Annotated in this window: 17 protein-coding genes; 8 read left to right on the top strand and 9 right to left on the bottom strand. The window is 49.5% G+C overall.

Features of this window, described 5'->3' with window-relative positions:
* The first annotated feature begins 112 nt into the window (after positions 1-112).
* The gene (locus tag AC5FXQ_RS07585) at positions 113-619 is read left to right on the top strand and encodes a TlpA family protein disulfide reductase (RefSeq protein WP_493601879.1); all 507 of its coding nucleotides are present in this window, start codon (positions 113-115) and stop codon (positions 617-619) included.
* On the opposite strand, the gene AC5FXQ_RS07590 is transcribed toward AC5FXQ_RS07585, so the two are convergent.
* Positions 616-1,713 (bottom strand): tetratricopeptide repeat protein, encoded by a 1,098-nt coding sequence (locus AC5FXQ_RS07590; protein WP_493601880.1) that lies wholly within the window; start codon positions 1,711-1,713, stop codon positions 616-618. The genes AC5FXQ_RS07585 and AC5FXQ_RS07590 overlap by 4 nt on opposite strands.
* 152 nt (positions 1,714-1,865) lie before the next feature.
* Between AC5FXQ_RS07590 and AC5FXQ_RS07595 the strand changes: the two genes are divergently transcribed.
* Genes AC5FXQ_RS07595 through AC5FXQ_RS07605 form a run of 3 tightly spaced genes read left to right on the top strand, consistent with a single transcriptional unit; the run spans position 1,866 to position 3,560 of the window.
* Positions 1,866-2,240 (top strand): phage holin family protein, encoded by a 375-nt coding sequence (locus tag AC5FXQ_RS07595; RefSeq protein WP_493601881.1) that lies wholly within the window; start codon positions 1,866-1,868, stop codon positions 2,238-2,240.
* Complete coding sequence (locus AC5FXQ_RS07600; protein WP_493601882.1) at positions 2,237-2,818, top strand: hypothetical protein; 582 nt, start codon at positions 2,237-2,239, stop codon at positions 2,816-2,818. Before AC5FXQ_RS07595 ends, AC5FXQ_RS07600 begins: the two co-directional genes overlap by 4 nt.
* Positions 2,796-3,560: a phosphoglycerol geranylgeranyltransferase gene (locus tag AC5FXQ_RS07605; protein WP_493601883.1), complete on the top strand. Its 765-nt coding sequence runs from the start codon at positions 2,796-2,798 to the stop codon at positions 3,558-3,560. The genes AC5FXQ_RS07600 and AC5FXQ_RS07605 overlap by 23 nt, the downstream gene beginning before the upstream one ends.
* Here AC5FXQ_RS07605 and AC5FXQ_RS07610 read toward each other — a convergent pair.
* The 7 genes from AC5FXQ_RS07610 to panC form a co-directional block, all read right to left on the bottom strand.
* Complete coding sequence (locus AC5FXQ_RS07610) at positions 3,543-4,466, bottom strand: AraC family transcriptional regulator (protein WP_076421288.1); 924 nt, start codon at positions 4,464-4,466, stop codon at positions 3,543-3,545. The genes AC5FXQ_RS07605 and AC5FXQ_RS07610 overlap by 18 nt on opposite strands.
* Before the next feature lie 158 nt (positions 4,467-4,624).
* Positions 4,625-5,764 carry an acyl-CoA dehydrogenase gene (locus tag AC5FXQ_RS07615; protein WP_493601884.1) on the bottom strand — a complete coding sequence of 380 codons (1,140 nt, stop codon included), beginning with the start codon at positions 5,762-5,764 and terminating at the stop codon, positions 4,625-4,627.
* Between the two features lie 192 nt (positions 5,765-5,956).
* Positions 5,957-6,634, bottom strand: coding sequence for a zinc metallopeptidase (locus AC5FXQ_RS07620; protein ID WP_007655427.1), 678 nt, complete (start codon positions 6,632-6,634; stop codon positions 5,957-5,959).
* Between the two features lie 15 nt (positions 6,635-6,649).
* Complete coding sequence (gene rfaE2 / locus AC5FXQ_RS07625) at positions 6,650-7,138, bottom strand: D-glycero-beta-D-manno-heptose 1-phosphate adenylyltransferase (RefSeq protein ID WP_493601885.1); 489 nt, start codon at positions 7,136-7,138, stop codon at positions 6,650-6,652.
* Positions 7,122-8,165: a lysylphosphatidylglycerol synthase transmembrane domain-containing protein gene (locus tag AC5FXQ_RS07630; RefSeq protein ID WP_493601886.1), complete on the bottom strand. Its 1,044-nt coding sequence runs from the start codon at positions 8,163-8,165 to the stop codon at positions 7,122-7,124. The genes rfaE2 and AC5FXQ_RS07630 overlap by 17 nt, the downstream gene beginning before the upstream one ends.
* A gap of 9 nt (positions 8,166-8,174) precedes the next feature.
* A complete protein-coding gene (gene panD / locus AC5FXQ_RS07635; protein ID WP_493601887.1) occupies positions 8,175-8,522 on the bottom strand; it encodes an aspartate 1-decarboxylase in 348 nt (115 codons plus the stop codon).
* Between the two features lie 97 nt (positions 8,523-8,619).
* The gene (panC, locus tag AC5FXQ_RS07640; RefSeq protein ID WP_493601888.1) at positions 8,620-9,474 is read right to left on the bottom strand and encodes a pantoate--beta-alanine ligase; all 855 of its coding nucleotides are present in this window, start codon (positions 9,472-9,474) and stop codon (positions 8,620-8,622) included.
* A gap of 136 nt (positions 9,475-9,610) precedes the next feature.
* On the opposite strand from panC, the gene AC5FXQ_RS07645 reads away from it, so the two are divergent.
* From AC5FXQ_RS07645 to glmS, 3 genes are all read left to right on the top strand, one after another.
* Positions 9,611-10,426 (top strand): glycogen/starch synthase, encoded by an 816-nt coding sequence (locus AC5FXQ_RS07645; RefSeq protein ID WP_493601889.1) that lies wholly within the window; start codon positions 9,611-9,613, stop codon positions 10,424-10,426.
* Positions 10,410-11,789 (top strand): DUF4270 family protein, encoded by a 1,380-nt coding sequence (locus AC5FXQ_RS07650; RefSeq protein ID WP_493601890.1) that lies wholly within the window; start codon positions 10,410-10,412, stop codon positions 11,787-11,789. Before AC5FXQ_RS07645 ends, AC5FXQ_RS07650 begins: the two co-directional genes overlap by 17 nt.
* Positions 11,790-11,883: 94 nt before the next feature.
* Positions 11,884-13,719, top strand: coding sequence for a glutamine--fructose-6-phosphate transaminase (isomerizing) (gene glmS / locus AC5FXQ_RS07655; protein WP_493601891.1), 1,836 nt, complete (start codon positions 11,884-11,886; stop codon positions 13,717-13,719).
* Between the two features lie 96 nt (positions 13,720-13,815).
* Here glmS and AC5FXQ_RS07660 read toward each other — a convergent pair whose 3' ends face one another.
* Positions 13,816-14,499 (bottom strand): 3-hydroxyacyl-CoA dehydrogenase family protein, encoded by a 684-nt coding sequence (locus AC5FXQ_RS07660; protein WP_493601892.1) that lies wholly within the window; start codon positions 14,497-14,499, stop codon positions 13,816-13,818.
* 49 nt (positions 14,500-14,548) lie between these two features.
* Here AC5FXQ_RS07660 and AC5FXQ_RS07665 point away from each other — a divergent pair, with 49 nt between their 5' ends.
* Positions 14,549-14,929, top strand: a complete 381-nt coding sequence (locus tag AC5FXQ_RS07665) for a RidA family protein (RefSeq protein WP_493601893.1) — start codon at positions 14,549-14,551, stop codon at positions 14,927-14,929.
* Positions 14,930-15,154 lie beyond the last annotated feature (225 nt).

The raw sequence follows: 15,154 nt of genomic DNA on the forward strand, positions 1-15,154 counted from the left end.
GAAAAGAATCTTCTGGAGCGCCATTTTTGCGGGCATGGCTGCCGGTATCGGTACTGTGCTTGTATTGGCTCTTATCTATATGTTTTTCATCCAAAACATACAGTTTTAGCATATGACCCGACGAAAAATATTCTGGACTGCTTATGCCGTTGGCTTTGCCGTAGCGGGCGTTATTGCCGTGTTTGCCTTTTATATGCTCAACCAAACAGTACCGCAACGCGTGAACTGGCAGGCGCTTCAACTTACAAGCCTGCAGGGCGAGCCCATATCTATTGACAAGTATAAAGGAAGGGTGGTTGTGCTGAACGTGTGGGCTACCTGGTGCAAGCCCTGCATCGAAGAGATGCCCGCAATGGATCGCCTGCAACAGCTACACCCTGACAAGATAGCCGTCGTTACGGTATCGGACGAGGAGTTGGAGAAAATCCTGAAATTCAGAAGCCGCCAGCCCTATAGCTTCACTTACCTCAAGGCCAATACCCCACTGGCTAACCAGCAACTGACAGTATACCCAACCACTTATGTGCTGAACCCGAGCGGCGATGTGAAGGAGATCTACCTGGGTGGCCAGGCCTGGGACAGTGAAAGGATGCAGAAGCGCCTGCTCAAATACTTTTAGCGACAGTTAGCCCGCAGTTCCAGCACCGCCGCCGAGTAACCCAGGCGGTAAGCTTCCCTGAAGTGTGCACAGGCAGAGTCAGGCTGTGCCTGCTCGAGCTCAGTGCGGCCAAGCAGGTAATATACCCGACCGTTGGCGTTATCAGCCTGCAGCACCTGTCGGTAGTCTGCCTCCGAGGCGGCATAGTCGCCTGTTTTGTAGTATCCGAAACCACGGAACGTCAACGCATTCGCCCAGGATTCTCCTTTGGAAGTATGGCGCAGAAAGCTGGTAAAATCGGCTATGGCGGGCTCAAACTTCTGCAGGTAAAACAAGCGCACCTCTCCCCTGTCTAGCTGCGCGGTGTGCAATGTGCTGTCAAGCGTGAGCGCTATTCCAAAATCCCTTTCGGCCTCCTGGTACTTCTCCAGCTTGGCCAGGCACTTGCCTCGCAACATAAACACTTCTCCAGAAGGTCTGTCCTGCAAAGCAATCACCTGATTCAGGTCCTCTACGGCAGAGCGGTAATTCTCATACACGTTCATCGAGATGCTTGCTCTTGTCAGGTATGCGTCAGAGTGTTTTGGCCGGAAATAGATTGCATCGGTGAGCAGGCTATGTGCGCTACTATACTTGCCGTGCTCAATGTAGCTGAGTGCGGTCTTATACCTGTCTTCCCCCGTGATATAGTCCATGGTAGACTTCAGCAGCACGCTGAACACAAACATGAAAGCGAAAAAGCCGAGTGTGATGTACAGGTCCTTGCGCACAAAGCGGCGCCCTTCGCGGCGAGGTATATTCTGGTAGTGGCGCTCTGAAACCGGGGCCGGTGGTCGGGTTTGCCGGTAGCGGGCATGGTGTTGCGGCTGGTGCTGCCGTATCGCCTGTCGCTGCTCGCGCAGGTACTGCAGGCGCAAATCATAGCGCACGCGCTTTTGGGGATCGGACAGGGTCTGGTAAGCAGCGTTAACGACCTTGAACAATTCCTCAGCTCGTGCGTCGCCTGGGTTACGGTCAGGATGATACTTCAAAGCCAGCCGCTTGTAGGCCAACTTGATCTCCTGCGCCGAGGCCGTAGGACTCACGCCCAATGTGCTATATAGGTTATGCTCCAAAGAGACTAATGTAACAAAAAAGTGATACTTAAGTTAAGTAAACACGGACAAGATACAGCAAATTCCGTACTACAACTTTAACTGGTTATATCTTCCGCAAATTTTTTAATCTAATAGCGTATACAGAAAAAGCACTAAAAAAGCTGGGCACTATGAACGACAACGGCACAAGAGAGAAAAGTAATAACCTCATTGATAACTTAATGGGGTATATTGATACCCGCATAGACATTATACGTCTGGAAATACAGGAAAAGCTAAAAGCAGCTTTTGTAAGCGCGGTACATGGTGCCCTGTTGGCCTTTTTTGGCTTGATGAGCGTGCTTTTTGTCAGCATCTTTCTGGGTCTTCTGCTCAACCACCTGCTTGACAGCTCTTTCTGGGGCTTCGGCATTATCGCACTATTCTATGTGATTGTGCTGGTGGTGCTGCTTGTTGGCCTCGACAAGAAAGTGTTTCAAGGCATGGCTGACAAGGCCTTTGATAATACGATATACAAAACAGACAAACGAGAGAAACAAGTATGAGCGAGACTAACAACCCCCTGTTCGACAACGAGCGTGAACTTCTGGAGCGTCAAAAAGAAGAATACAAGAACGCGCTCATGGGTGATGTGGATCAGATAAAGACACAGGGCCAGCAGATGGGCAAAAAAGTCGCCATTGCAGGCGGTGTGCTGGTAGCGGGGCTCCTGCTCCGGAGCATGTTCAGCGGCGGTAAAAAAAAAATTAAAAAGCTGAAGAGCAAGAAGGCCCCTAAGCAAGCAAAATCTTCTAGTAGGGAGCCAGACGCACTAGGTTTTCATACCTATGCTAATGATCAGGAAGACAGCTATGCCCTGCCAGCAGAGTACATGCCGCTCACGCAGCCAGACTCACAGCCGCAAAAGGGAGTATCCAAAAGCTTCGTAAACTCTGAACTGATGCAGGTAATCAGCCAGCAGCTCATGGCCTTGCTCCTTGTCTACCTTACTAAAAAGGTGGAGGAATACTTAAGCACTGTTTCTAAAAATAACGATATTGCAGCAGCACCCATTGAGGTGACTGAAGTTGAAACCATTGCTTATACCATTCCAGAAGAGAATGCCATTCAACAACCTTTGTAACAGACAGCAGCATGAACCAGGCAGAAAGCATTTCGCCCTCCTGATCGACCCCGATAACCTGGACGAAGCTTCCTGCCTGAACCTGCTCTCTCTAAGCGAAACCCACCAGGTAGATTTTTTCTTTGTAGGCGGTAGCCTGATAACGACTGACAACCAGACCGCCATCATCAAACTTATCAAAGAGAACAGCGCTATACCTGTCATCCTCTTCCCAAGCAACAGCCTCCACATCGACAAGCAGGCTGACGGCATTCTGCTCCTTTCCCTGATTTCTGGCCGCAACCCTGATTTCCTGATCGGCCAACATGTACTTTCGGCTCCCATTCTTAAAGCCAGTGAGCTGCAGGTATACCCTACGGGCTACATGCTCATTGACACCGGCCGTCAAACCACTGCGTCTTACATGAGTGGTACTACACCTATACCTTACGATAAGCCTGCTATCGCTGCCTGCACAGCCATGGCCGGTGAGCTGCTGGGCCTGCGCTACATATACCTCGACGGAGGCAGCGGCGCGATGCAGCCTATCAGCGCAGACATGATCAAGGCGGTACGCCAGTCGGTGGAGGTTCCCATCATAGTGGGAGGAGGCATTAATACGGCGGCTAAGGCAAAAGCAGCACTGGAGGCTGGCGCCGACGTCATTGTGGTAGGTAATCACATAGAAAAAAACCCCGGCTTTTTAGCCGAGGTTTCTCACACTGTTGCTTCTTATAATCTTGCCTTAGATGTTCATCGCTGATTCGCGACGACGCATCTTGCCAGCAGGTATACCAAACATCATCTTGAAGCGACGGCAGAAGTAAGCTGTATCTTTGTAGCCCACATCCTTACCGATTTCACGGATGCTCTTTTTCGTAGTACGCAGCAGGAACACGGCGCGCTCCATACGCTGGTATTCAATGTAGTCCTGTGGATTTATACCTGTCAGCATTTTGAAATACTGACCTACATAGTCCTCAGAAACGTTGGCCACGTTAGAAAGCACTTTGTTAGACAAGTCGCCGCCCAAGTTCTCTTTGATGTAGTTGAAGAGGTCGATAAGGCGAGGGTCTTTGAAGTAGGTGCTGTTCGTAGCCAGCTGCTCCACAAACATTTTGTTGCGCAGGATGTGACGCACGATCTCTACCACGATGTTCTCGGTGTAGATGCTGATCAAACGCTCCTTGCCTGGCAAGTCCTGCATGCTTTCTTCCACTACTTTGATCACCAGGTTAGCCAGCTTGTTGTTTCCTGAGATCAGGAAGGCTGGCAGGTCAAGTGATGCAAAGAAGTTAACTGAATCGAACACTTTCGCTTCGAAGCTCACATAACTGTGGCTCTCTTCTGCGTCGCCGATCAGGTCGAGGTCGTTGTTGCTCTTAAAGAACTTCTCTCTGTTAGTGATCAGATCATCGTTTGTAATGGATCTGCCATCGCCGGAACCATAGGTTACCTTTGTGCTGCGTCCACCCGGTATAAAGAGCAGTTCGCCCTCTTCTACCATCTGTTCCTCCTCACCAAAGAAAATTGTACCTTTATGAAGCAGAATCAGGTTGTTGCCTACGTCGTAGTAGTTGCGTACCGAGAACGGCTGCTGCAACACCAGATTTTTCGCTTTAATGAACCGCACCCCAAGCGACTCAATAATCTTATTGTAATCTTCCATGTGTGTTACCAACTAACTTTTATACTATAAACCCTTTTATTTTGTCCTAAAGCTAGGCTAATCTTTATAAAATTCAAAATATTTTAAATATTTAATTTTAATTCAATAAACCCTATCCTTAGCCTAAATAACACAATAACAAAGGTTTAAGTGCCAAATTACTTTAACAATTCTCTTGAAATTACTATTTTCTGAATCTCAGAAGTACCCTCGTAGATTTGTGTGATTTTGGCATCGCGCATCAAACGCTCTACATGGTACTCTTTTACGAAACCGTAACCGCCATGTACTTGCACTGCTTCTACCGTTGTGTCCATTGCAGTTTTGGATGCGAAAAGCTTCGCCATTGCACCGGACATGCCATAATCCTGGTGCGTGTCTTTGTGGTAAGCGGCCTTCAAACAAAGCATGCGAGCAGCTTCGATGTTCGTAGCCATGTCAGCCAGCTTGAACTGGATTGCCTGGTGCTTCGCAATCTCCACACCAAATGCCTTACGCTCTTTAGAGTACTTCACCGCCAGCTCGTAAGCGCCAGAAGCTATACCTAATGCCTGTGCAGCTATACCTATACGGCCACCTGCCAGTGTAGACATAGCGAACTTGAAGCCGAAGCCGTCTTCACCGATGCGGTTCTCCTTAGGTACTTTTACGTCAGTGAACATCAAAGAGTGCGTATCAGAGCCACGTATGCCCAGTTTGTTCTCTTTCAGTCCAACTTGGAAGCCTTCCATGCCACGCTCTACAATAAATGCGTTGATACCACGGTGCTTCTTCTCTGGATCTGTCTGGGCAATCACCAGGTACACGGAGGCTGTGCTACCGTTCGTGATCCAGTTCTTAGTGCCATTCAGCAGGTAGTAGTCGCCTTTGTCTTCGGCGGTGGTGCGCTGTGAGGTAGCGTCAGAACCAGCCTCCGGCTCAGAAAGGCAGAAGGCACCGATGATCTCGCCTGTGGCCAGACGGGTCAGGTACTTCTGCTTTTGCTCTTCGGTACCGTATTTTTCAAGACCCCAGCATACCAGCGAGTTGTTCACCGACATCACTACAGAAGCAGAGGCGTCTACTTTAGATATCTCTTCCATGGCCAGCACATAAGAGATGGTATCCATACCACCACCATTGTATTTCGGGTCCACCATCATTCCCAAAAAGCCAAGCTCTCCCATCTTCTTGATCTGCTCTGCCGGGAACTTCTGGTGCTCATCGCGCTCAATTACACCAGGCAATAACTCTGTTTGTGCAAACTCACGGGCGGCAGCCTGCACTGCCAAGTGTTCTTCAGTTAATTGAAAATTCATGCTTTTATATATAAAAGGACTGTAATTAATGGATTATAGTACAAAACTATGAAATTTGGTAATATTTAAATAACCTGCCTAACTAATATTTGTTAGGTTCTTGCACAAACCAGTGCAACAAAACAGAAACGCCATCCACTCTGAACGAACGGATGGCGCTTTGTTTATTTTATTACTCGCATCTGAAACAGCTTAGTCTCGACGGCCCATTAGCAAGGACACATAGTAGAGCAGTGTGGCCAGTGAGCCAAGTGCTGCGACCACGTATGTCATGGCTGCCCACTTCAGTGCGTCTTTCGACATGGCTAGCTCCTGCTGTGTTACAATGTTGTTAGAACTAATCCACGCAAGCGCTCGCTTACTGGCATCAAACTCCACAGGCAGTGTTACAAAGCTGAAGATGGTAGTCAGGCCGAACAGCGCCACCCCAATAGCCAGAGGCACCGGAGTTGTCTGCAGCATGAAGATACCTATCAGGATGATCCACTGCATGTAGCGTGAGGCAATGCTCAGCGCCGGTACCATGGCCGAGCGGAACTTCAGGAAGCTGTACGCTCTGGCGTGCTGCACAGCGTGCCCGCATTCGTGCGCTGCTACCGCCGCCGCCGCCGCACTGCGTGCCTCGTACACGTACTCACTCAGGTTCACGGTCTTGTCGGCCGGGTTGTAGTGGTCCGTTAGACGACCCGCTACCGATATCACTTTCACATCATGTATGCCGTTATCGGCCAGCATCATCTCGGCAATCTCACGGCCGGTATAGCCAGATTGCAACGGAATTTCTGAATACTTCTTAAACTTGCTCTTCAGTCGCCAGCTTACCCACATGCTGAGGCCCATGAAGAGAATAACTATCACATATATTCCCATTGGTCTATTTTAACTTTATGAACTTTGTTGGTTTTCTATTTTTCTAACAATGTTTGTGGTCGAGTAGCCTTTCACAAGTGGCACGGTTTTCACCTCGCCCCCACGTGCTGTAACGATATCCTGCCCCACAATATTTTCAATGGTGTAATCATCGCCCTTCACCAGTATATCCGGCTGCAAAGCCTTGATCAGTTCGAGCGGTGTATCTTCATCGAAGAATACTACGGCATCCACAAACAAAAGGGATGCCATGACGCGCGCACGTGACATTTCGTCCTGAAGTGGGCGGCTTGGACCTTTTATACGGCTTATTGACGCATCTGTGTTAAGGCCTAGCACCAATTTATCGCCAAGTTGTCGTGCTTTTTCGAGGTAGTCGACATGGCCAAGGTGCAGGATATCGAAGCAGCCGTTTGTAAAAACGATCTGCTGTCCCTCGCTGCGCCATGCCTGCACAAGCTCCTGCAGGTCAGGCAAGGATAGGATTTTATCTTTCGAATTCATGTATAGGTGGGTTTGCCTGCGTGTGCTCTTCGGCTAAGGCAGGATTTTGTAACATTCCTGCTATAAAACTAAGCACTCCCATGGCAACAACCAAAAGCGTTTGCGAAGTATGGGCCACTAAGGCGTAAGCCATCCCCGCCTCTTTAGGTATACCATAGAGCAACAGCACGGTCTGTACCAGCAGGTGGTACACGCCTACGCCACCCTGCACAGGCGCTGCCATACCTAAAGTACCGATCACGAGCACCGAAAGGCCGGCTACTGGCGTCAGGCCGGATGTGGCAGGTATAGCGTAGAATACCACGAGGCTCATGCCATAGTACATAGCCCATACAAAAAGTGTATGCCCCCAGAAGGCGACCTGGTTTTCAATTTTGGTGATGCTGAATACGCCTTGCAGCATACCGCGCACAAAGGTCACAGCCTTTTTGAAAAAGGCATTCTGACGCAGCTTGTTCAGGTATAGCAAACCCAACACCAGAAACACGGCGCCAACTACCATTAACAGCACAACCAGCAGGTACAGCGACCCGAAGCTTTGCTCCAGACTGGCATACTTATCTGTGAAAAGACCAAAGAGAAAATCGCGGAGGCGGTTCACCTCGAGCAGAAAGGTAACTCCCAGAAAAAGGAGCAGCATCAACATGTCAATGATGCGCTCAGCTATGACCGTGCCGAAGGCTGTGTTGACAGGTATGCCATTGCTGCGGCGCAGCATGCTGCAGCGCACCACCTCTCCCATGCGAGGCAGCACGAGGTTGGCCAGGTAGCCCACCATCATGGCGTTGTAGGTGTTCTTAAAAGAAGGGGTATAGCCCGTAGGCCTTATTTGCATGTACCAGCGGTACGCCCGGCTCAGGTAGGCCGCCAGGCCCATCATTAATGAAAGAGCAAGCCAGCTATAACTGATATTCTGTAACTCTGCCCATAGTTTTTCGAAGTCAAGCTCTTTGAGGGCATACCACATCAGGAATGCGGAAAGCCCCAGAAGCAGGCTATACTTCAATAAAGAGAGCAGTTTTCTCATGCAATGGTGTTACACCAGTCGGTTGTGCTGATCCGGGAACACGAGCGTCGGCTGGTGGTTCCTGGCGTCTTCGAACTTGATGGAGCAGTAAGAGATCACGATCACGATGTCGCCTACCTGCACTTTGCGAGCGGCCGGACCGTTCAGACATACCGTGCCGGTACCGCGCTCACCCTTAATCACATAAGTCTCGAAGCGCTCTCCGTTGTTGATGTTGACGATCTGTACTTTCTCATTCTCCACCACGTTGGCGGCATCCATCAGGTCTTCATCAATGGTGATGCTTCCCACATAGTGCAACTCAGCCTGTGTAACCCGGCAACGATGAATTTTGGATTTTAAAACCTCAATATACATGGTTTATTTTTGTAATAGGCCGCAAAGTTATGCAATTAGCTGCAGATAAACTACCAGCGTCTCAGCATCTTCTTGAGCCTTTACAAACCCAAACAAATCAGGCCTCCTTTAGATTCACGAGCATGTTGTCGATAAGCCGCACCTCCCCCACAAAAGCGGCAATGCAAAGAGCCACTTCTTCTTGCCCGCTTATGTCCTGGAGCGGCTGCAGGGTAAGGCTGTCCACTATTTCGAAGTACTCCAGTTCGAGCTCTTCTACCTGCTGCAGCTGCTGTGCAACATCGCTCTTGATGACTGCTATAGGCTTCTGCTTTAGATTAGCTGCGGCCATCTGCAGTGCCTTGTAAAGCTGCGGCGCCAGTTGGCGTTGAGTGTCACTCAGGCGCTTGTTTCGTGAGGACATGGCCAGTCCGTCGGTTTCGCGTACGGTCGGATAGCACACCAGTTCCAGGTCAAAGCCCAGGGCCTGCACCAGCTGCCGCACGATGGCCACCTGCTGCAAATCCTTTTGCCCAAAGTAGGCCTTGTGCGGCTGCACGATATGGAAAAGCTTGCTCACTACAGTCGCCACCCCATTGAAGTGCCCCGGGCGATGCGCACCTTCCATCACCCCTTCGAGCACTCCGAAACTAAACTGCAGCACAGACTGTTGTGGGTATATCTCCTCCACGCTAGGGGCGAACAGGTAGTCGCAGCCAACGGTTTCCAGCAGGCTGATATCCTGCTCGAGTGTGCGGGGGTATAGCTTATAATCAGAGGCGTTATTGAATTGAGTCGGATTCACAAACACACTACAGATCGTCACGTCATTCTCGCGGGCCGAGGCGCGCAACAGCTGCAGGTGCCCTTCGTGCAGGGCGCCCATGGTAGGCACAAAACCAATGCGCTTGCCGCCGCAACGCAGCGCCGCCACAATGGCCCTGAGGGCTGACACCTGCTCTATAACTTCCATATTAATAGGTATAAATGATGCAATTGCTGAAAGCCGGCAAAAGTAGGTTATAGAACATTAAATTGAAAATTAGAATAAAAAATACTAATTTTGCACGTCCCATTACTGTTGCTTATTAAATTTTAATTACATACTCATGTCTAAATTGCGAATCCTGTACGCCGCCACCGAGATCCTTCCTTTCCTTCAAACCACTAAAGTAGCAGAATTTCTGAACACGCTGCCGCAGAGTATGCAGGAAAGAGGTATGGAGATCCGCATCTTTGTACCTAAGTTTGGTATAATAAACGAGCGTAAAAACCGTTTGCATGAGGTAGTTCGCCTGTCAGGCATCAACATCGCTGTGGGTGATGACGAGAAGCCGCTTGTTATTAAGGTAGCCTCTATCCCAAATGCCAAGCTGCAGGTATATTTTATCGATAACGAAGACTATTTCCAGCGTAAGTCCGTTTTTGTGGATAAGAACAACAATTTCCACCAGGACAATGACGAGCGTGCCATCTTCTTCTGCAAGGGTGTACTCGAAACAGTGAAGAAACTGGGCTGGCAGCCGGATATCGTGCATTGCAACGACTGGATGACCGGTCTGATTCCAATGTACCTGAAAACTACTTATAAGAAAGACCCGATTTTTAAGGATGCGAAGTCTATCTTTACGGTTTACAACCACGAGTACAAGCACAAGTTCAACGGCGACCTGCTCGAGAAAGTAAAAATGCTTGATATCGATGACAGCATGCTGGCCTCTTTGCAGGAAGCGGACCTGGACAGCTTTATCAAGGTTGGCATGGAGTACGCGGACTCTGTGATCAAGACAAACGAGAACTTCGGCGAAAACATCAGCGCCCTGTTCAACGAATTTGTTGAGACAAACAAGAACATTAACACTATCAGTGCCGACGATAACCTGTGTGATTCATACTTCAACCTATATAATGAACTCAGCCGTTAGGAGATTACTCTTTTTCTTCTTTTCATTTGCCGCTCTTACAGCCTGCGAAGACCCAAAAGACATCGGACTCGAACTACAGGACGAAAACCTGATAGGCACCGAGTTTACAGACACCCTTACCATCGAGACCGGGACTGTGTTTCAGGGGGACTCGATCCTTTCGTTCCGTTCACAGCCGCCTCTGTTAGGTCAGTATGTGGATCCGGTACTGGGTAAGGTACGTGCCAGCACGATCACAGAGGTGTCAATCAATGGAACCAGCCTAAACTTCGGCACAGGTGCCAGAGCAGACTCACTGGTGCTTACACTTGACTACTCGTTTAAGTATGCGGATACCCTGAAGACAATGCAGGTAAATGTGCATCGTGTGACAGGTGCTTTTGACGAGAGAACCTCTTACTTTACCACAACTCCTTTTGCTTACAATCCTGACCCTGTTGGTTCAAAGACTTTTCTGCCTCGCATAGACGCTGAAAAGAAGGAGAATGTAACCACCAAAACCACGAGACTGCTTAAGATTAAACTGAGTAACGAACTGGCAAACGAGTTTATGGCCCAGTCAGGCCAGCCGGCTTTCGCAGACCAGGCCGGTTTCTCAAACTTTTTCAGAGGCCTTGCCTTAACAGTGCCTGAAGGCGAGAATGCAAGCATAGTAGGTCTGACCCTGGGTAGCACTAACACTAGCCTGACACTGCATTATACCACAGCCGAAGGCACTGCCAGACAGCATAACTTTTTGCTGGGCGCAGGCAATTACTTTACCCAGATTTCGTCTGACCGCACAGGCACTGCCGTTGCCGAGCTGCAGTCTAATGGCGACTTTGTTCCTGCCAGTGAAACAGGCGGAGATTCTTATATACAGGCAGGCACACAGCTGCTAAGCAAGATCACGATCCCTCACCTGGACAAACTCAAAGACATACAGGGCAACCTGATTATCAACCGGGCCGAGCTGATTATACCTGTGAAAGCAGCTTCTTCGGCGAATAACCTGCCGAGACCGCCTCAATTGGCCTTGTATGAAACCAACAATGCAAACCAGTTTTTGCGAGACATAACAGGCACTGTACGTGCGGTACAGCAGGATGGCGTCAATCCACTGGATACCCGAGTGCCAGCTCTGGTGGCTAGCAGCCGTAAGAATGGCGTCGACTATTATACCCTGAATGTGACCAGCTACCTGCAGGGTGTGATGATGGGCTTGAAGCAAAATAATGGCCTGATGCTGGGCGCTGTCACGGCTGCTTCGCAGTCAGACGGAACCGTATCTATTCGCCCGGAAGTGCGTCCTTACCGTGCTATTGTAACAAACAATGATGCAAACCCAGTAAGGCTCCTGATATACTATTCGAAGCTACAATAGTATCGCGCAAATATTAAGCAGATACTTTATACATTATAAAGAAAAAGGTACCTTTGCAGGTACCTTTATTTTTTTTACTGAAACTTAATACTATATGTGCGGAATTGTAGCGTACGTAGGGCATAGAGATGCTTGCCCTATTGTCCTTAAGGGCTTGAAACGACTTGAATACAGAGGCTATGACAGCGCAGGCATAGCCCTGATGAACGGAGGCCTGAACGTCTTCAAAAGAAAAGGCAAGGTAAGCGACCTTGAGGAGTTTATTGCAGATAAAGATGTGCACGGCAGCATCGGCATGGGCCATACCCGCTGGGCTACCCACGGTGAGCCAAACGATGTAAATGCACACCCACACTACTCTAGCTCCAAGAACATTGCCATCATCCATAACGGCATCATCGAGAACTACGCTTCCCTGAAGCAGCTCCTGATCCAAAAAGGCCATACCTTCCAGTCCGAAACGGATTCGGAGGTTTTCATCAACTTAATTGAAGACATCAAGCAAAACAGTAACTGCTCACTGGCAGAGGCGGTGCGCCTGGCCCTGCACGAAGTAGTAGGAGCTTATGCTATTGTGGTGCTCTCTAAGGAAGACCAGAACCAACTCATCGCTGCCCGTAAGGGTAGTCCGTTGGTAGTAGGTATAGGCGAAGGCGAGTACTTCCTTGCTTCTGACGCTACCCCAATCATTGAGTATACCAACGATGTGGTGTATGTGAACGACTACGAACTGGTCGTGATCAAAAACGGTGAGTTGGAGATCCGTACCAAAGAGGACGTGGTGCAAACACCTTACGTTCAGCGCCTTGAAATGGCCCTCGAGTCGATAGAGAAAGGCGGCTACCCGCACTTCATGCTGAAGGAGATATTTGAGCAACCTCGCTCTATCCTGGACAGCATGCGCGGTCGTATGATCGCGGAGAGCAATCACCTGATGATGGGTGGCATCCGTGAGTTTGAGAACAAATTTGTGAATGCAGACCGTATCCTGATCGTGGCTTGCGGCACGTCCTGGCATGCCGGTCTGGTAGCCGAGTATTTGATCGAAGACCTTGCCCGCATACCTGTAGAAGTGGAGTATGCATCAGAGTTCCGTTACCGCAACCCAATCATCAGCGAGCGTGACATTGTAGTGGCTATTTCGCAGTCTGGCGAAACAGCTGATACACTGGCCGCACTGGAACTTGCCAAATCGAAAGGTGCCACCATTTTTGGTATCTGCAACGTGGTAGGTTCTTCTATCGCCCGTGCTACCGATGCTGGTGCTTATACGCATGCTGGTCCTGAGATCGGTGTTGCCTCTACAAAAGCCTTTACGGCGCAGGTAACAGTGCTTTCGCTGATTGCTATGATTATTGGCAGCAAGCGCGGCGCACTGGAGACCACCAAGCTGCACCAACTGATGGTGGAGCTTGAGAGTATTCCGGCCAAAGTAGAGAAAGCACTCGAGTTGAACGATCAGATTGTGCGTATTTCTGAGAAGTACAAAGACGCTACGAACTTCTTATACCTGGGTCGTGGCTATAACTTCCCGGTTGCGCTGGAAGGCGCCCTGAAGCTGAAAGAAATTTCGTACATCCATGCCGAAGGCTACCCTGCCGCTGAGATGAAGCACGGCCCGATCGCCCTGATCGACGAGCAGATGCCGGTGGTAGTAATTGCGACGAAAGATAGCTCTTACGAAAAGATTGTGTCGAACATTCAGGAGGTGAAGGCCCGTAAAGGCAAGATCATCGCTGTTGTAACGGAAGGAGACACGACTATACCTGCCATGGCAGATCATGTGATCGAGATTCCGGAGACAAGCGAGCACCTGGTGCCGTTGCTGTCGGTTATTCCGCTGCAGTTACTGTCGTACCACATCGCGGTAATGCGTGGTTGCAATGTAGACCAGCCTCGTAATTTGGCGAAGTCTGTAACGGTGGAGTAGTTTTACTTAGGTATAAAATATGAAGGGGGGAAGCTGATTGGCTTCCCCCCTTTTTTGTCTTAAAAAAAGTTACTGCTATTACTGATAGGAGCAAATCTACACCTCAAACTTCTCGCCTTTCAAGTACTTTGTCTTGAGCAGCGGGCAGATCTTATAGCGTTCTTCTCTGGTGTCTTCATACATGGCCACGAGCACCTGGTATACATTGGCTATACCTATCGCATTCGCCCATTCAAATGGTCCGTGTGGGTAGTTAGTACCGAGTTTCATACCCAAGTCTATGTCCTGAATAGAGGCGGTGCCTTCCTGCAAGGTATAGCAGGCTTCGTTGATGATCATGCACAGGATGCGCGGCGTGGCCATACCTGCGCGATCTTCTACTAACTGATACTCCGTGCCAAGCTGCTCGCATATCTCCTGCAGCTTCTCTGCATCACTTTGCTTATAAAGGCTCACCTCCAGCACCGGGCGGTTGAAGAGCGTCGGCAGGCCATTGAAACCGAATAAGGTGCAGGTATTTTCCAGACCTGATTCACGCACCAGCGCAGCTAATTGCTTCGTCACGGCTTGACAGAACACGATTTGACCTGGGGCATAATCGCTCAGGCGCTCCGGCTCTTCGTGCAGCAGGAAATCGAAAACAACATCATCAGGCTTTAGCTGATCGTCGGTCAGGTGGCGGCTATGCAGAAAGGTATAGGTGTTATTGTTCGCTCCTTCCGGAAATTTCTGTCTAAACTCAGCGGCCATTTCATCGCCAGACAAAACAAGTATGTGCATATTTCTGTACTTTTGATGGGTAAAGATACACATTAAAACTAATCGGACTATGAACCATACCATTATCAAGTCGGCCAACGCGCCAGCCGCTATCGGGCCTTACAGCCAGGCAACGCTTCACAACGGCATCATGTATGTATCGGGCCAAATCCCACTCGACCCACAAAGTGGTGAGTTGGTAAGCGGCACCATTGAGGAGGAAACGCACCAGGTTATGAAGAACCTGTCCGCTATCCTGCAGGAGGCCGGCATGGGCTTCGACAATGTGCTCAAGTGCTCCATCTTCGTGAAAGACCTGGGCAACTTCGGCAAGATTAACGAGGTATACGGCAGCTACTTCAGCTCCAACCCGCCTGCTCGTGAGACGGTAGAGGTAAGCCGCCTGCCGAAGGATGTGAATGTAGAGATTTCTTGCATTGCGGCTTTGTAGGAAAGCCTGAATTTATAGGTGCTATACCTCCGGCTCCGTCTTTTAGTGATGAGCTGGAGGTGTAGCATTTGCTTAGAGCCACTTATTTCAGGAGGCAAAGTAAAGTTCTGGCAATGTGCTCTATTCTTACTGAAACGCAGCTTTTTCGAAATGACGGGCAAATGACGGGTAAAGTTCATCCTTAATGCTTGGCCTCTTGTGCTGTTTCAAGTGTAATTGCAGATA

The sequence above is a fragment of the Pontibacter sp. LHS1 genome, from assembly GCF_058932855.1.